The following is a 16203-nucleotide window of genomic DNA, read 5'->3' on the forward strand; positions in this document are numbered from 1 at the left end:
AGGTGGAATTTGTTTAGTGTAACCACTCGTAGAAAGCGCCTGCTGGCGTCTTCGATCCTCTGCGGCTTCATGCTGCCGGCCGCCGGCGCCTGGGCGCAGCAAGCGGCCGCGCCGAGCGACTCCGCTCAGGTCGAAGAGATCGTCGTCACCGGTTCGCGCATCGCGCGTCCGGACCTGACGTCCTCGAGCCCGATCGCTCAAGTCGGCGCCGCCGAACTGAAGCAGTCGGGCGTGGTGAACACCGAAAACCTGCTGAACACCCTGCCGCAGGCCGTTCCGGGCATCACCTCGAACGTCAACAACGGCAGCAACGGCACGGCCACGGTCGACCTGCGCGGCCTCGGCTCTAACCGCACCCTGGTGCTGGTGGACGGCAAGCGCCAGACCCCGACCAGCTCGAGCGGCACCGTCGACCTGAACCTGATCCCGACCGCCCTGATCAAGGCCATCGACGTCGTGTCGGGCGGCGGCTCGGCCGTTTACGGTTCGGACGCCGTCGCCGGCGTGGTCAACTTCATCATGAAGAACGACTTCGAGGGCCTTGAGTTCTCGGCTGGCTACCAGCAGACCGACAAGGGGGAGGCCCCGATCTACACGGCGGACCTCACGATGGGCGCCAACTTCGCCGATCGGAAGGGCAACGTCGTTCTGAGCCTGGGCTACAACAAGCGCGAAGCCCTGACTCAGGGCGAGCGCGGCGGTATGCTGGCCAGCGCCTGGGGTGACAACGCCGCTCGCACCGGCTTCGTGCCCTCGGGCTCGGGCTCGATGGAGCCGGGCCGCGTCGATCCGTTCGTGTCTGGCAAGTTCGTGACCCTGCCCGGCGTCACCAACAGCGCCGCCAACTCGGCCTACTTCCTGCCGACCGGCGACGTCCGCCTGTATGACCAGAACACCGACACCTACAACTTCGCGCCGGTCAACTATCTGCAGACCCCGCAAGAGCGCTTCTCGGTCACGTCGCTGGCCAGCTACGAGATCAAGCCGGGCCTGACCGCCTACGCCAAGGGTAACTTCGTCAACTCGAAGGTCGTCACCCAACTGGCCCCGACCCCGGTCGGCAGCCGCATCTTCCGCTTCTCGCTGGACAACAACCCGTTCCTGACCGGGGCCTCCAAGACCGCCCTGAACAGCCTGGGTTCGAGCTCGAGCTATTCGATCCCCACCTCCAGCCCGTGGGCGACCGGCACCTACACCGACGTCGACACCGACGGCGACGGCCTCTACGACACCGTCACCGGCGTGTTCAACAAGCGCCTCAGCGACGTTGGCCCGCGTGTCTCGTCGTTCAACTTCTCGGGCTTCCAGATGCAACTGGGCCTGAAGGGCGACATCGAGGCCATCAACGGCGGTTTCGATCTTTACTATCAATACGGCAACACCCACGGCAGCAATACGCTGCTGGGCGACACCAGCCTGGCCCGCATCCAGCAGGGCTTGCTGCTGAACTCGACCGGCACCGCCTGCGCGGATCCGTCGGGCGGCTGCGTGCCGGTGAACATCTTCGGTCAAGGCACCATGTCGCCGGCCGCGGCCGAGTTCATCAAGACGCGCATCAACTCGGCGCAGGACTATGAGCAGCAGTACGGCGGCTTCAACATCAACGGTGACACGGCCAACCAATTCTCGCTGCCGGCCGGTCCGATCGGCTTCGCCGTCGGCTTCGAGTATCGCGCCGAGGATTTCGCCTTCAACCCCAGCCAGGACCTGGCCACTGGCAACCTTACGGGCTTCAACGCTAGCCCGCCGGTTTCCGGTCGCTTCGACGTCTACGAAGGCTACGCCGAACTGCTCGTCCCGCTGCTGAAGGACCTGCCGCTCATCAAGTCCCTGGACCTGGAGCTGGCTGGCCGCACCTCGGACTACACGGGCCAACCGCACCCGGTGAAGACCTATAAGGTCGCCGGTTCGTGGAAGGTGTTCGACGACCTGATGCTGCGCGCCTCGTACAACAAGGCGATCCGCGCCCCGTCGATCGGCGAACTGTACGCCCCGCAGGGCAACAGCTTCCCGACCTCCACCGACCCGTGCTCGGCCCGAGGCGCGCCGAACGCCGCGGTCCGTCAGGCCTGCATCAACTCGGGCGTGTCGGCCAGCGTCGTTGGTCTGATCAACGCCAACCAGCAAACCCAGACCCTGACGGGCGGCAACCCGAACCTGCGTCCGGAACAAGGCAAGACGCTGACCCTCGGCGCGGTCTACACCCCGTCGTGGATTTCGGGCCTGTCGTTCACCCTTGATTTCTACAACATCAAGGTGAACAACGCGATCGACACCTTCGGTGGCGGCACCGCCAACCTGATGAACGTCTGCTATGGCCCGCTGGTCAACGGCAATCCGAACTCGCCGTACTGCAAGGCCATCGTTCGCTTGGCCAACGGCTCGATCGACTACGTGGTTTCGACCAACCAGAACGTCGCCGCGCGTGAAGTGGAAGGTCTCGACCTTGGCGTGACCTATAAGACCTCGCTTGAAAACCTGGGTCTGCCGGACTGGGGTACGCTGGCGATTCGCTCGCTGTATACCAACACGTGGCTGTACACGATCACGCCGGACGAGATCTCCGCCCCGGTCAAGTGCGCCGACAAGTTCGGTAACCGCTGTCGTGGCTTCGGCGTCAACCCGATCCCGCGTCATAAGCTGCGGACCGCCGCCAACTGGCGCTTCAACAATGTTGGCGTCAACCTGGTGTGGAGCCACCTGGACGACGTGATCGACGACGCGCCGACGACCAAGTACACGGTCGAGCGTATCGGCGCGAAGAACTACTGGGATCTGTCGGCTGACTGGAACCTCAACGACAACGTCGCCTTCACCGCTGGTGTTCGGAACCTGACCCAGGAATCCTATCCGATCCTGGGCGGCAACGCCTCTCCGTCGAACAGCGGCTATCCGGCCGTTTACGACGTGATGGGCCGGATGTTCTTCCTGAACGCTCGCCTGCGCTACTAAGAGACCTGAACCTCTCCGATGCTTCGGCGTCGGGGAGGGGATTTCTTCGGAAAAGGCCCGCCTCGATTACTCGGGGCGGGCCTTTTTTGTTCTGTTTCAGCGTCTTAGAGAAACCTCAACGGGGCGTGACGTCGAAGGCCACGGTCAGGCGGTGCCCGGGGTCGGAGAACGGTCGGGTCCCATGCCAGAAGCATGAGGGGAATAGCACCAGCGTCCCGCGCTCGGGCTTGACCATGTGCTCGGCGGGCAGGGCGGGAGAGGTCCCGCATCCCGGCCGGCCGAACTGCAGCCAGCCCTCGCGCGCCTCGCCGTCATCGACGACGGCCGGCAGGTCCAGATAGAAGGCCGAGGAAATCCAGCCCTTGGGATGGACATGATCGGCGTGGAAGCCGTCGGAGCGCAGGCGCACCGACCAGCCGCCGGCGAAGTCGAAGGCCGCCGAGCGTCGGTTCCGGATCGGATCCTCGCCTGGCCCGAGATCCTCGATATAGCGCGCCACGGCCTTGCGGGCCGAGGCGAAGAAGGCTCGCACCAGCGGATCCGCCGAACGGTCCAGCGACGGAACCTGCGTGCCGCCGCGCAGGGACTGCTGCAGCGGATGGGTCTTGAGGTCGTGTAGCTCCAGCAGCCGGGCGCGCAACGCCTCCAGGAAGGTCTCCAGGTCGCTCCACCCGTCCGGCGTCTCCAGGCGATAGGCGCGCACGAGCTGATCGTAGTCGCCAAACGGCGCCAGGCGAGGATCCCGCGTCAGCCGCCAGGCGGTGTTGCGCAGGGCCAGGGCGTACTGGTCCTGGGGCGTGGCCGCGACCAGACGCTCGGCGGTCTCGGCGGCCGCCCGAGCCTGGCCGTTCGCCAGCAAGGCCTCGCAGAGCACGGCGTGAACTTCCGGCGCGGCGGGCGCCAGGCGCTGGGCCGCCTCGGCATGGGCGAGCATGCGGCCGGCGTCGTCGACCGCGCCGGCCGCGCGCGCGGCCGCCAGCCGCAGCAGAACATCGTTTGGCGAGGCCCTCAGCGCCTCCGCCAGCGTGGCGTCGGCCGCCGCGTGATCGCCGGCGAAGGTCAGCACGGTGCTCTTGATCAGCCACAGGCCGGGATCGTCGGGATGCTGCCGCAGCACGGCCTCCAGCACGGCCAGAGCCTCGTGCTGTCTTCCCGAGCGCATCCAGCGCAGCTGGGCCAGGTCCAGATGCGCGGCCGCATAGTTGGCCCGGCGCGCCAGGGCCGCCATGAAAGCCTGTTCGGCGTCATCGTAGCGGCGCAGGCCTTGCAGCGCCTTGCCCAGCACCAGCCAGACCTCCGGAGCGTCCAGACCCAGAGCAAGGGTCCGCCGCGCGGCGGCTTCAGCCTCGGCGTCGATGTTCAGGTCGCCCAGCGTGGCGGCCAGATTGTACCAGGCGAAGCGATCGGTCGGCGCCCGCTTCACGGCGCGCCGGTTGAACGCCACGGCGTCGTCGACCCGACCCAGGGCCTTCAGCGCCGCGGCGTGCGCCATCAGCAGGCTCGGCGTCGCGCCGCCGGTCTGGGCCGAGCGTTCAGTGAGGCTCAGCGCTTCAGCCGCTCGGCCGTGATCGATGAGGGTCCAGGCGTTCTGCGTGAGCGAGTCGGTCATGGGGCGCGGCGAATTACGAAGAGCCCGATCCTAGAAAGACGCAGGGTCCATTCATAGGACTATCGCGGCGCGCCGACCGTCACTTTCGGAAGCGTGGTGATCGGCTCCAGCACGATGTCGCGGAAGAAAGTCTCCGCGCCTTCCGACTGCAGCTGGATCGCGCCGTGGGTCAGGGGCAGGCCATTGGCCTTCAGGTCGCGGACCTCCATGACCGGAACGCCGTTGACGACATGGACGGCGCGGTCGCCCAGCACATAGAGATCCAGGGTGTTCCACTGGCCGGCCGGCTTCTCGGCGTCGCTATAGGCCTCGATATTCCAGTTCGCCGCGCCGCCCTTGGCGGTGACCGCTCGGCCCTTCGGCGAAAAGCGCAGGTTGGGCTTGATCAGGCTGGGGTCGTCGACCGCGTCGGCGACGACGCTGATCGCCTCGCCGACCGGCACCACCATGCCGATCGAGCCGGTCATGATCTCGAACTCGACCGCCTGGCTCCAGGTGCCCCACACGACGCCCGGCGCGCCGTGCGAGTGGTAGAGCAGGCCGTTGTTCGGCGCCTGGGCTTCGCGCGGCGGCCAGCGGCCGGGTCCCCACTTGTACTGCAGGCGCAGGTGATAGTTTCGGAAGTCGCCCGTGTGGACCAGGCTGCCCCAGGTCTTGCCGTTGACATAGATCGCCGGACGGCCGTCCTCGACCACGACCTTGAAGATCTCGCTGCTCAGCGGCGTCTGCCCGAGCGGCGCCAAGGCGGGGCGCTTGTAGGTCAGGGCCGGATCGGCATAGCCGAGCCACGGGCGCCAGTCGTTCAGGTCCTTGCCGTTGAACAACGTCGTCGCCGGCCCTGAGGCCTCGGGGATTTCGCCGAGCGCCAAGGACGGACGTGTCTCCGCCAGCGCCGAGGACGCGGCGGCCAGTAACGTCATGATGGCCATGGTCTTGATCATGTCGTCCTCCCGCGATCCCGCCTCCTAGTCGCCGATTGTCGGACAGCGTTGTCAAGAATGTCGTGGTCGTATTGGCCGACGCCCGGGCGCCGCATAGTCTGGTCCGTCCGACAGGGAGCCCAGGCGCCGCATGCTGACCCGATCCATCCTCACGCTCGCCGCCGCCAGCCTGCTGGCCGCGTCCGCCGCCATGGCCCAGACGAAGCCGGCGGAGACCGAGGTCTGGAGTCCGGTTCCGCCGATCGTCACGCCAGCGGCTGCTCCGGGCGGCGCGCCCTTCGACGCGATGGTGCTGTTCGACGGACGTGACCTGGACCAATGGGTTTCGGTCAGGGACAAGGCGCCGGCCGCCTGGATAGTCGCCGACGGCGTTCTGACCGTCGACAAGTCGAAGGGCAATATCGAGACCCGGCGGGCGTTCCGCGACTACCAGCTGCATCTGGAATGGCGCGTCCCGGCCGGAATCACGGGCTCGGGCCAGGCGCGCGGCAACAGCGGAGTCTTCCTGGCGTCCACCGGGGCCGGCGACAAAGGGTACGAGGTGCAGATCCTCGACAGTTTCCAAAACCCGACCTACGTCAACGGTCAGGCGGCCAGCGTCTACAAGCAGCATCCGCCCCTGGTGAACGCCAGCCGCCAGCCGGGCGCGTGGCAGACCTACGATATCGTCTGGCGCGCGCCGGTGTTCGGCGCGGACGGGGCGCTCATGACGCCCGCCGTGGTCACCGTGATCCACAACGGCGTACTCGTGCAGGACCACGCGGTGCTGGCCGGCGAGACGGTCTATATCGGCAAGCCCAGCTACACGGCCCACGGGCCCGCGCCGATCAAGCTGCAGGCGCACGGCGACCCCAGCGCGCCGATCAGCTTCCGTAACATCTGGGTCCGCGAACTGGCGCCGCGCTAACTGGGCGGCGAGGCCGTGCTCGACCGGATGACCAGCTGGTGGGGCAGGGTGACGTTCTGCAGCGCGGTGGCCCGGCCACTGAGGATATCCATCAGCAGGCGCACCACCTCGTGGCCGATCTGCTCCTTGGGCTGGCTGACCGTAGTCAATTTCGGATGCAGGTATTGGGCGAAGCGGATGTCGTCGAAGCCGACCAGCGACACGTCATCGGGGCAGGTGAGGCCGCGCTGGCGGATCGCCTCCAGAGCGCCCATGGCCATCTCGTCGCTGAAGCAGAAGATCGCCGTTGGCCGACCGGGCTCGTCCAGCAGCTCGCCGGTCTGGCGCACGCCGGACTCGATCGAGAAGTCGCCGATGGCGATGCGCAGGGCGCTGGCGCGGCCCTGGCGCTGGGCCGCCGACAGCACGCCGGCCAGGCGGTCGCTGCTGATCGGGCTGGCCAGCGGACCGGTGACCACGCCGATGCGGGTGTGGCCCAGGCCGTAGAGGTAGTCGACAACCTCGGCGGCGGCGCGGTCGTTGTCGATACGGGCGCTGGAAACGGCCAGGCCCGGCCGGAACTCGCAGCCGTTGACGATTGGCGTCCTGGGGCCCTTGGCGGCGACCATGTCGGCCAGCACGTCGGGCAGGCGGTGACCCAGGAAGATCAGGCCGTCGGCCTCCTTGCGGCGGAACATGGCCGCGTACTGCTCCTCGCGCGTCTCCTCGTGGCGGGTGTCGCCCAGCAGCACCGAATAGCCGGCGGCCAGAGCGGCTTCCTCGACGCCCCGGATCACCTGCGAGAAGAACGGGTTGGAGATGTCCGGCACCGTGACCAGGATCTTCTCCGTCCGCAGAGTGCGCAGGCTCTTGGCCGCGAAGTTCGGCTCGTAGCCCAGGCGGTTGACCGCCTCCATCACCTTGTTGCGGGTGGTCTCCAGCACCAGCTCGGGCGCGCTGAACACGCGTGAAACCGTCGCCGTGGAGACGCCCGCCTCGCGCGCAACATCTTGAATGGTCGCCATCGGCCGGACACTGGCGACAAGCCGACAGCTTGGCAAGCAGACCGACCCCTGTTATCGATGATTTCGATTACATCGGAGCGGAGGGCGTCCAAAAGGGCGAAACCAGCCGCCCAAACTGGTCGGGGAGGCCAGGTCCATGAACACGAGCGTCCGGCTCTTCGTGATGATGGTGCTGCAGCTGGCGATCTGGGGCGCCTGGGCGCCGAAGATCTTTCCCTACATGGGCATGCTGGGCTTCGAGCCCTGGCAGCAGTCGATGGTTGGCAGCGCCTGGGGCGTGGCCGCCCTGGTCGGCATCTTCTTCTCCAACCAGTTCGCCGACCGCAATTTCGCGGCCGAACGGTTCCTGGCCGCCAGCCACCTGATCGGCGGTCTGGCCCTGGTGGGCACGGCTTTCGCGACCAGCTTCTGGCCGTTCTTCGCCTGCTACCTGATCTTCAGCCTGGTCTATGTGCCGACCCTGTCGGTGACCAACTCGATCGCCTTCGCCAACCTGAAGGACCCGGCCGCCGGTTTCGGCCCGGTGCGCATGGGCGGAACGGTCGGCTGGGTGCTGGTCAGCTGGCCCTTCGTGTTCCTGCTGGGCGCGCATTCCTCGGTCGAGCAGGTGCGCTGGATCTTCCTGGTCGCGGCGATCGTCTCGTTCGCGTTCGCCGGCTACGCCCTGACCCTGCCGCATACCCCGGCCCGCAGGGACGCGCCGGACATCGACAATCTGGCCTGGCGTCGCGCCTTCAAGCTGCTGGCCGCGCCGTTCGTGCTGGTGCTGTTCGTGGTCACCTTCATCGATAGCGTCATCCACAACGGTTACTTCGTCATGGCCGACGCCTTCCTGACCAATAGGGTCGGGATCGCCGGCAACCTCAGCATGGTCGTCCTGAGCCTGGGTCAGGTGGCCGAGATCCTGACCATGTTCCTGCTGGGCCGGGTGCTGGTGCGCTTGGGCTGGAAAGTGACGATGATCATCGGCGTGCTGGGCCACGCCGCGCGTTTCGCGGTGTTCGCCTTCTTCGCCGACAGCATCCCGGTCATCGTGGCCGTGCAGCTGCTGCACGGGATCTGCTACGCCTTCTTCTTCGCCACCGTGTACATCTTCGTCGACGCGGTGTTCCCCAAGGACGTCCGCTCCAGCGCCCAGGGACTGTTCAACCTGCTGATCCTGGGCGTCGGCAATGTCGTCGCCAGTTTCCTGTTCCCGACACTGATCAGCCGCCTGAGCGCGGGCGGAGCCGTCGACTACACTACCTTGTTCATGGTTCCGACCGGCATGGCCCTGGCGGCCGTCTGCCTGCTGGCGCTGTTCTTCCGTCCGCCGTCGCGCGGCCCGGTGACGGAGACCGACGAGCTCCCCGCCACGGCCAGCCCGGCCCAAGTCTAAGCCCCTTCAGCAAAGGAAAGCCTCGTGCACGAACACCTTTCTCGGCGTGGCCTTCTGGGCGCCGGCGCGGCCCTCCTGGCCGCGACCCTGGCTGGCGGCGCCAGCGCGGCGGCGACGCCGTTCTTCCAGCGCCACAAGCTGCCGGTCGGCATTCAGCTCTACAGCCTGGGTCCGGACCTGGCCAAGGAGCTGGACGCCCAGCTGGCCACGGTCGCCAAGATCGGCTTCAAGTCGGTCGAGCTGGCCGGCTACCTCGGCCGCACCCCGGCCGAACTGCGCGCCGCTTTCGACAAGGCGGGCCTGGTCTGTCCCAGCGCCCACATCGCGCCCAAGGGGCCAGGCGGTTTCAGTGGGGATCTCTCCAAGCTGGCCGACGAGATGCACGTGATCGGCGTGACGTCGGTGATGATGCCGATCTTCTACATCCCCGACCGCCTGGGCGCCGACCTGCGCCAGGCCGGCGTGCAGATGACGGCCGACGACTGGAAGTGGAACGCCGACTTCCTCAACGAGAAGGCCGCCGTGCTGAAGAAGTCCGGCATCACCGCCGGCTATCACAACCACAATTTCGAGTTCGCGCCCCTCAAGGACGCTAAGGGTGTCGACACCAACGGCATGGAAATCCTGCTGAACGGCACGGATCCTAGCGTGGTGACCTTCGAAATGGACGCCGGCTGGGTCACGGCCGCCGGCCACGATCCACTGGCCCTGCTGAAGGCTCATCCGGGCCGCTTCACCCAGATGCACGTCAAGGACGTCAAGGCGACGACCAAGACCAACTTCGAACTGAAGCAGGACCCGACCGAGGTCGGGAGCGGCATGATCGACTGGAAGAACCTGCTGCCCGCCGCCTACGCCGCCGGCGTCCGCGGCTTCTACTACGAGCAGGAGCCGCCGTTCGCCCATGCTCGCCTCGAGTCGGCCAAGATCAGCTACGACTACCTGGCCAAGGTCGTCGCCTGATGAGCTTGCGGATGGCCCCCTTGCGAATGGCCATGGTCGGCGGCGGTCCGGGCTCGTTCATCGGGCCGGTGCACCGCATGGCCGCCGAGCTGGACGGCCGCATCCGGCTGGTCGCCGGGGTGTTCAGCCGCGACCCGGCCAAGAGCGCCAAGGCCGCCGCCGCCTGGGGCGTCGCGCCCGACCGGGTCTATCCGGACCATCGCGCGATGATAGCGGCCGAGCGGGCGCGCGAGGACGGCGTCGACCTCGTTTCGGTCGTCACGCCCAACCACCTGCACTTCGACGTCTCCGCCGCCGCGCTGAAGGGCGGGCTGCACGTGATCAGCGACAAACCCGCCACCCTGAACCTGGCCGAGGCCCAGGATCTGGCGGGCATCGTCGCGGCGTCGGGCAAGCTCTACGGCCTGACCTATACCTATACGGGCTATCCGATGGTCCGCGAGGCGCGCGAGATCGTGGCGCGCGGCGATCTGGGCGCGGTGCGCAAGGTCGTGGTCGAATATTCCCAAGGCTGGCTGTCAAGGCCGCTTGAGCGCGACGGCGACAACAAGCAGGCCAGCTGGCGCGCCGATCCCAAGCAGTCCGGCGTCGGCGGCTGCATCGGCGACATCGGCGTCCACGCCTTCAACATCGCCGAGTTCGTGACCGGCCACCGGGTCGAGCGCCTGTGCGCGGACGTTTCGACCGTCGTGCCTGGGCGCGGCCTGGACGACGACTGCAATGTGCTGCTGCGGTTCGAAGGCGGCGCGCGCGGCGTGCTGATCGCCTCGCAGATTTCAGCCGGGGCCCGCAACGGCCTGCGGCTCAGCGTCTATGGCGAGAAGGGCGGCCTGACCTGGTCGCACGAGGATCCCAACGTGCTGACGATCGACTGGCTGGACGGCCCCAGCCAGGTGCTGCATGCCGGCTCGGGCTATCTAGGCCCCGCCGCGCGCGCGGTCACCCGGCTCCCCACGGGCCATCCGGAAGGCTTCATCGAGGCCTTCGCCAATATCTATCGCGACTTCGCCGACGCCATCGAAGGGCGGGGCGGCGGGTTCGTGCCGGATATCCAAGCGGGCGTGCGCGGCATGGCCTTCGTCGAACGCGCCGTGGCCGCCAGCCGCGACGACGCCGGTTGGGTCGCCTTGGAAGGAGACGCGCGATGAAGACGCTCAAGGGACCAGCCATCTTCCTGGCTCAGTTCATCGGTGACAAGCCGCCGTTCGACAAGCTCGAGACCATGGCCAAATGGGTTGCCGACCTTGGCTATGTCGGCGTGCAGATGCCGACGGGCGGGGCGGACTCGTTCTTCGACCTGGCCCTGGCCGCCGAGAGCCAGACCTATTGCGACGACATCGCGGGGCTCCTAGCCGAGCATGGCCTGGAGATCACCGAGCTCTCGACCCACCTGCAGGGTCAACTGGTCGCCGTGCATCCGGCCTATGACGCGCTGTTCGACGGCTTCGCGCCGCCCGAACTGCGCGGCAAGCCCAAGGAGCGCCAGGCCTGGGCCGTGGGCCAGGTCAAGGCCGCCGCCGTCGCCAGCCGCCGTCTGGGCCTCAAGGCTCACGCCACCTTCTCGGGCGCGCTGGCCTGGCCGTACTTCTATCCCTGGCCGCAGCGCCCGGCGGGCCTGATCGAGGAAGCGTTCGCCGAACTGGGCCGTCGCTGGAAGCCGATCCTGGACGTCTTCGAAGAGAACGGCGTCGATGTCGCCTACGAGATCCATCCGGGCGAGGACCTGCACGACGGCGCCACCTTCGAGCGGTTCCTGGACGAGGTCGGCGGCCATCCGCGCGCCAATATCCTGTATGATCCCAGTCACTTCGTGCTGCAGCAACTGGACTATCTGGGCTACATCGACCGCTACCACGCGCGGATCAAGGCCTTCCACGTCAAGGACGCCGAGTTCCGGCCGACGGCCCAGTCGGGGGTCTATGGCGGCTATCAGGGCTGGGTCGACCGACCTGGCCGCTTCCGTTCGCTGGGTGACGGTCAGGTCGACTTCAAGGCGATCTTCTCCAAGCTGGCCCAGTACGATTTCGACGGCTGGGCGGTGCTGGAGTGGGAGTGCGCGCTGAAACACCCGGAGCAGGGCGGCCGCGAAGGCGCGCCGTTCATCCGTGACCACATCATCCAGGTGACCGACAAGGCGTTCGACGATTTCGCCGGCAGCGCGCCGGACGCTGGCCGCAATCGCCGGCTATTGGGTCTGTAAGGCCGCCGCCAAATTCCGACGGAGAGTTTTCTCGATGAAGTATCCGCTCATGCTCGCCGCCGTTCTGGCGGGGATGGCGACCAGCGCCGTCGCCGCGCCCACGGGGCAGCAGGTGTTCGAGCAGCGCTGCACGGTCTGCCATTCGCTGCGGCCCGCCCCAGGCAAGATGGGGCCGCCCTTGGCCGGTGTCGCGGGCCGCAAGGCCGGGACCGCTCCGGGCTTCGCCTACAGCGCCGCCATGAAGGCCTCGGGCATCACCTGGACGCCGGCGGAGTTGGACGCCTTCATCAAGGCGCCGGGCAAGAAGGTCCCAGGCACCAAGATGCTGCTGGGCGCGCCGGATGACGCGCAGCGCGCGGCGGTGATTGAGTACCTGACGTCGGTGAAGAAGTAGGCCTGGCGAGGGAGAGGCGCGGTGAAGACAATAGCTCGGACCTTCACGATCTGCGCGACGTCGTTGCTGCTGGCCGCACCGGGCATCGCCGGCGCTCAAGCCGCCGACCCAACCGGCTTCGCGAGCGGCGCGGATGTCCAGGCCCAGCTGCGCGACATGCTCGCCACGATGAAACCCGACCAAGGGTTCATGTGGCGCCCCCTGGTCCGCGACGGCGCGACCGTGGCGGCGATCGAGATATGGAAGAAGCCCGGTCGCCCCGCCGTCCACCCCGCCGAAGCCGAATACGCCATCGTTCTGGACGGCGCCGGCACGCTGGTTTCTGGCGGAACCATGACCGACCCGAAGGTCAAGAACGCCAACCTGACCGAGGGCGGCCAGATCGAAGGCGGCGTCACCCGGACACTGGGCCCCGGCGACGTCATCCTGGTGCCGGCGGGCGTGCCTCATTGGTTCGGGATCACCGGCGAGCGGCTCGTCCTGCTGGGCGTCAAACTGCCCGGCGCGAAATGACAGCGCGCCTTACCGCGCCGTCAGCTCTTGAATTTGAATGTCCTTGAACTCGATTGGGTGGCCCTCGCTCTGCAGGGCGATGTAGCCTTCCGTGACCGGCTGGGCGCCGCGCGCGAGGATGTAGGGTTTGGCCCCGCCCGCGACGGTGTCGTCGGGATCGAGGGTCACCCCCGCGTAGTGGTGGACGGCCACGCCGTTGATCTTCTGGGTGATTTCGCCATTGGGCAGGACTTCCAACTCGGCCTGGACCCAGGTCCCGTCTGGGATGGTCGGAGCCTTGGCGGGCGGGGTGCAGTGCTCCTTCACCTTCGCGCCGTCGATGGTGATGGTCAGGCCGGGCGTGCAGACCGCCCCGGTGGGGCGGGGCGCGTCACCATCCTTGCCCAGCAGCTGAAACTCGACCGAGACCGGGAAGGGCTGCTCGACGGTCATGCTCTCGGGGCTTTGGCTGAGGAACATGACGCCGCTATTGCTGCGCGCCCACGCTGGCGTGTCGGCCAGGCCGCCTTCGGTCAGGAAACGATAGGTCAGCTTCAGGCGATAGGCCTTGAACGGCGTGTTGTAGAACAGGTGCCCGAACTGACCGTCCAGCTTGTCATAGCCGGCGTAGGACACGCGGATCACGCCGTGGTCAGCGACGAAGGTTTGGCGGTAGTTCTCGCCGGTCGGATGCTTGGCGACCTTCGCCGTCCAGCCGGTCAGGGTCTTGCCGTCGAATAGCGGCCGCCAGGGCCCGGCCTTGACGTCCTGGGCGTTCGCCGCGCCCGCGCACAGCGCCAGCAGCAGACCCGCCGCCATCCGGTGCGCACGCCTCATCGAACTCGTCATCATATCCCTCCCAGGCGCTCGGCGATTTTGACGTGAAACGCTGAGCTTTCTTGCAATGTAACCCATTTCATGGAAGCCTCCAGGCAAGAATGAGGGGTTCGCCGAGGTCGGGGCGTCGCGTGGCTTACAGCTTCCGACGTGGTCCATCGAGCGACCGCGAAGGGAGTGAACATGGCCAATCTGAACGGCCGCGCGCGGCGTAAGAACACTTACGACGCGATCGTTGTTGGTAGCGGTATCACGGGCGGCTGGGCGGCCAAGGAGCTGACCCAGAAGGGCCTTAAGGTCCTTGTGCTGGAACGGGGGCGCATGGTCCGCCACCTCGAGGACTATCCGACCGCCGTCCTCGATCCCTGGCAGACCAAGTACCCGCAGGGACAGCTGCCGAAAGCCGAGCTGGACGCGCACTACCCGGTGCAGCGCCGCACCGGCTACACGATGACGGAGTACAGCCAGCACTTCTTCGTCAGGGACGACGAGAACCCCTATACCGAGGAAAACCGCTTCGACTGGATCCGCGGCTATCACGTCGGCGGTCGCTCGCTGACCTGGGGCCGCCAGAGCTATCGCCACAGCCCGATCGACTTCGAGGCCAACGCCAAGGAGGGCATCGGCGTCGACTGGCCGATTCGTTATGAAGAACTGGCCCCCTGGTACGAGCATGTCGAGCGCTTCATCGGCGTCTCGGGCCAGCCCGAGGGCCTGCCGCATTTCCCCGACGGCCACTACCAGCCGCCGATGGAGATGAACTGCGTCGAGAAGGCCTTCAAGAGCCGCTCGGAGGCCCGCTTCCCGGAACGCCGCGTCAGCATCGGCCGCGCGGCCCACCTGACGGAGCCGACCGAGGAACAGCTCAGCCTGGGCCGCACCAAGTGCCAGTACCGCAACCAGTGCATTCGGGGCTGTCCGTTCGGCGCCTACTACAGCTCCAACTCCGGCGGTCTGGTCGCGGCCGAGCGCACCGGCAACCTGGTGATCCGCCCGAACTCGATCGTCACCGAGCTGATCTATGACGAGAAGGCCGGCAAGGCGACCGGGGTGCGGATCCTGGACGCCGTGACCCGGCGGGACGAGGAATTCCACGCCGACGTCATCTTCCTGTGCGCCTCGGCCCTGAACTCGGCCTGGATCATGATGAACTCGACCAGTTCGCGGTTCCCGAACGGCTTTGGCAACGGCAGCGACCAGCTGGGCCGCAACGTCATGGACCACCATCTGGGCGTGGGCGCGTCGGGCGAGGCGCCCGAGTTCGCCGACATGTACTATTCGGGGCGGCGTCCGAACGGGATCTACGTGCCGCGCTTCCGAAACCTGGGTGACGCGGCCACCAAGCGGACCGACTATCTGCGCGGCTTCGGCTACCAGGGCGGCGCCTCGCGTCCGATCTGGGATCGCGACCTCGGCGAGCGCGGGCAGGGCGCCAAGGGCTTCGGCGCGGCGCGCAAAGCCGCGCTCAGCCAGCCGGGCCCCTGGAGCATGGGTCTGGGCGGCTTCGGCGAGATCCTGCCCTACGAGGACAACCGCATCACCCTGAACCGCGACGTGAAGGACCAGTTCGGCCTGCCGACGCTGTCGTTCAATGTCACCATGCGCGAGAACGAAATGGCCATGCGCCGCGACATGCAGCAGGCGGCGGTCGAGATGCTGGAGGCCGCCGGCTTCAAGAACGTCAAGGGCCACGACGGCGGCTACGCCCCGGGTCTGGGCATCCACGAGATGGGCACCGCCCGCATGGGGCGCGACCCGAAGACCTCGGTGCTGAACGCCCATAACCAGGTCCACGAGTGCAAGAACGTCTACGTCACCGACGGGGCCGCCATGACATCGGCCTCGTGCGTGAACCCGTCCCTGACCTACATGGCCCTGACCGCCCGCGCCGCCGACCACGCGGTGAAGGCTCGCAAGCGGGGAGACCTGTGATGCTGAACCGACGCGACACGCTTCGCGGCCTGGCCCTGGCGGTCGGCGTCGCCTCGACGGGCTGGGCCGAGCGCGCCCTGGCCGCCGCGGCGCCCGCGCCGGCCCTGACCTGGACCCCGACGGCCCTGACGGCGGACCAGGCCCGGTTGCTCGACGTGGTGGCCGAGCTGATCATCCCGGCGACCGACACGCCCGGCGCCCGCGAGGCTGGCGTCCCCCAGTTTATCGATCGCGCCGTGGGCGACTTCTACGACAAGGGTCAGATCGATCAACTGCTGGGCGGACTGGCCCGCATGGACGCCGACGCCCGCGCCGCGCACGGCGATGTCTTCGTGGCGCTAACGCCTGAGCAGCAGGTCGCGCTGCTGACGGCCTACGACCAGGAAGCCGGTGTCGCGCGAGGGCAGGGGCAGTCCCACTTCTTCCCGGCGCTGGAGGACATGGTCACGGTTGGCTACTTCACCTCCGAGCCCGGCGCGACGGTGGCCCTGAAGTACGAACCCGTGCCTGGCGCCTATCACGGCTGCGTGCCGCTATCCGAGATCGGCCGCGCCTGGGCGACGCGCTAGCGTCGCCATCATCCTGGCGGGAGCG

The 16203-nt window shown here is 67.5% G+C and carries 14 protein-coding genes; 10 read left to right on the forward strand and 4 right to left on the reverse strand.

Going from position 1 to position 16203, the window contains the following annotated elements; translation table 11 throughout:
* The first annotated feature begins 69 nt into the window (after positions 1 to 69).
* Positions 70 to 2952 (forward strand): TonB-dependent receptor plug domain-containing protein, encoded by a 2883-nt coding sequence (locus tag AC07R7_RS14805; RefSeq protein WP_494635873.1) that lies wholly within the window; start codon positions 70 to 72, stop codon positions 2950 to 2952.
* A 115-nt stretch (positions 2953 to 3067) separates the two neighbouring features.
* On the opposite strand, the gene AC07R7_RS14810 is transcribed toward AC07R7_RS14805, so the two are convergent.
* Positions 3068 to 4561 carry a putative 2OG-Fe(II) oxygenase gene (locus AC07R7_RS14810; protein WP_494635674.1) on the reverse strand — a complete coding sequence of 498 codons (1494 nt, stop codon included), beginning with the start codon at positions 4559 to 4561 and terminating at the stop codon, positions 3068 to 3070.
* Between the two features lie 59 nt (positions 4562 to 4620).
* On the reverse strand, positions 4621 to 5502 hold the full coding sequence (locus AC07R7_RS14815) for a 3-keto-disaccharide hydrolase (RefSeq protein ID WP_494635675.1): 882 nt from the start codon (positions 5500 to 5502) through the stop codon (positions 4621 to 4623).
* 130 nt (positions 5503 to 5632) lie between these two features.
* On the opposite strand from AC07R7_RS14815, the gene AC07R7_RS14820 reads away from it, so the two are divergent.
* On the forward strand, positions 5633 to 6409 hold the full coding sequence (locus AC07R7_RS14820) for a 3-keto-disaccharide hydrolase (protein WP_494635676.1): 777 nt from the start codon (positions 5633 to 5635) through the stop codon (positions 6407 to 6409).
* Here AC07R7_RS14820 and AC07R7_RS14825 read toward each other — a convergent pair.
* Positions 6406 to 7413, reverse strand: a complete 1008-nt coding sequence (locus tag AC07R7_RS14825) for a LacI family DNA-binding transcriptional regulator (RefSeq protein WP_494635677.1) — start codon at positions 7411 to 7413, stop codon at positions 6406 to 6408. The two genes, AC07R7_RS14820 and AC07R7_RS14825, sit on opposite strands and share 4 nt — an antisense overlap.
* Positions 7414 to 7549: 136 nt before the next feature.
* Between AC07R7_RS14825 and AC07R7_RS14830 the strand changes: the two genes are divergently transcribed.
* Genes AC07R7_RS14830 through AC07R7_RS14855 form a run of 6 tightly spaced genes read left to right on the forward strand, consistent with a single transcriptional unit; the run spans position 7550 to position 12861 of the window.
* Positions 7550 to 8791, forward strand: coding sequence for an MFS transporter (locus AC07R7_RS14830; protein ID WP_494635678.1), 1242 nt, complete (start codon positions 7550 to 7552; stop codon positions 8789 to 8791).
* 24 nt (positions 8792 to 8815) lie between these two features.
* Positions 8816 to 9754: a sugar phosphate isomerase/epimerase family protein gene (locus tag AC07R7_RS14835; protein ID WP_494635679.1), complete on the forward strand. Its 939-nt coding sequence runs from the start codon at positions 8816 to 8818 to the stop codon at positions 9752 to 9754.
* Between the two features lie 11 nt (positions 9755 to 9765).
* Positions 9766 to 10902, forward strand: a complete 1137-nt coding sequence (locus AC07R7_RS14840) for a Gfo/Idh/MocA family protein (RefSeq protein ID WP_494635680.1) — start codon at positions 9766 to 9768, stop codon at positions 10900 to 10902.
* On the forward strand, positions 10899 to 11954 hold the full coding sequence (locus tag AC07R7_RS14845) for a sugar phosphate isomerase/epimerase family protein (protein ID WP_494635681.1): 1056 nt from the start codon (positions 10899 to 10901) through the stop codon (positions 11952 to 11954). The genes AC07R7_RS14840 and AC07R7_RS14845 overlap by 4 nt, the downstream gene beginning before the upstream one ends.
* 34 nt (positions 11955 to 11988) lie before the next feature.
* Positions 11989 to 12348: a c-type cytochrome gene (locus AC07R7_RS14850; protein WP_125158406.1), complete on the forward strand. Its 360-nt coding sequence runs from the start codon at positions 11989 to 11991 to the stop codon at positions 12346 to 12348.
* Positions 12349 to 12369: 21 nt separating this feature from the next.
* On the forward strand, positions 12370 to 12861 hold the full coding sequence (locus AC07R7_RS14855; RefSeq protein WP_494635682.1) for a cupin domain-containing protein: 492 nt from the start codon (positions 12370 to 12372) through the stop codon (positions 12859 to 12861).
* 9 nt (positions 12862 to 12870) lie between these two features.
* On the opposite strand, the gene AC07R7_RS14860 is transcribed toward AC07R7_RS14855, so the two are convergent.
* Entirely contained in the window at positions 12871 to 13689 is an 819-nt protein-coding gene (locus tag AC07R7_RS14860) for a 3-keto-disaccharide hydrolase (protein ID WP_494635683.1), read from the reverse strand.
* Between the two features lie 171 nt (positions 13690 to 13860).
* Between AC07R7_RS14860 and AC07R7_RS14865 the strand changes: the two genes are divergently transcribed.
* Together AC07R7_RS14865 and AC07R7_RS14870 are read left to right on the forward strand one after the other, a co-directional pair.
* A complete protein-coding gene (locus tag AC07R7_RS14865; protein ID WP_492885280.1) occupies positions 13861 to 15609 on the forward strand; it encodes an FAD-dependent oxidoreductase in 1749 nt (582 codons plus the stop codon).
* Positions 15609 to 16178, forward strand: coding sequence for a gluconate 2-dehydrogenase subunit 3 family protein (locus tag AC07R7_RS14870; protein WP_494635684.1), 570 nt, complete (start codon positions 15609 to 15611; stop codon positions 16176 to 16178). Before AC07R7_RS14865 ends, AC07R7_RS14870 begins: the two co-directional genes overlap by 1 nt.
* The last annotated feature ends 25 nt before the right edge of the window (positions 16179 to 16203 follow it).

It is taken from the genome of Caulobacter sp. GW821-FHT05F04, from assembly GCF_059419665.1.

Bases quoted from the DNA above. Each gene is read 5' to 3' on its own strand.
- AC07R7_RS14825 (WP_494635677.1), bottom strand. From the start codon at position 7,413: ATGGCGACCATTCAAGATGTTGCGCGCGAGGCGGGCGTCTCCACGGCG.
- AC07R7_RS14830 (WP_494635678.1), top strand. From the start codon at position 7,550: ATGAACACGAGCGTCCGGCTCTTCGTGATGATGGTGCTGCAGCTGGCG.
- AC07R7_RS14845 (WP_494635681.1), top strand. From the start codon at position 10,899: ATGAAGACGCTCAAGGGACCAGCCATCTTCCTGGCTCAGTTCATCGGT.
- AC07R7_RS14820 (WP_494635676.1), top strand. From the start codon at position 5,633: ATGCTGACCCGATCCATCCTCACGCTCGCCGCCGCCAGCCTGCTGGCC.
- AC07R7_RS14815 (WP_494635675.1), bottom strand. From the start codon at position 5,502: ATGATCAAGACCATGGCCATCATGACGTTACTGGCCGCCGCGTCCTCG.
- AC07R7_RS14840 (WP_494635680.1), top strand. From the start codon at position 9,766: ATGGCCCCCTTGCGAATGGCCATGGTCGGCGGCGGTCCGGGCTCGTTC.
- AC07R7_RS14860 (WP_494635683.1), bottom strand. From the start codon at position 13,689: ATGACGAGTTCGATGAGGCGTGCGCACCGGATGGCGGCGGGTCTGCTG.
- AC07R7_RS14865 (WP_492885280.1), top strand. From the start codon at position 13,861: ATGGCCAATCTGAACGGCCGCGCGCGGCGTAAGAACACTTACGACGCG.
- AC07R7_RS14810 (WP_494635674.1), bottom strand. From the start codon at position 4,561: ATGACCGACTCGCTCACGCAGAACGCCTGGACCCTCATCGATCACGGC.
- AC07R7_RS14870 (WP_494635684.1), top strand. From the start codon at position 15,609: ATGCTGAACCGACGCGACACGCTTCGCGGCCTGGCCCTGGCGGTCGGC.
- AC07R7_RS14850 (WP_125158406.1), top strand. From the start codon at position 11,989: ATGAAGTATCCGCTCATGCTCGCCGCCGTTCTGGCGGGGATGGCGACC.
- AC07R7_RS14805 (WP_494635873.1), top strand. From the start codon at position 70: ATGCTGCCGGCCGCCGGCGCCTGGGCGCAGCAAGCGGCCGCGCCGAGC.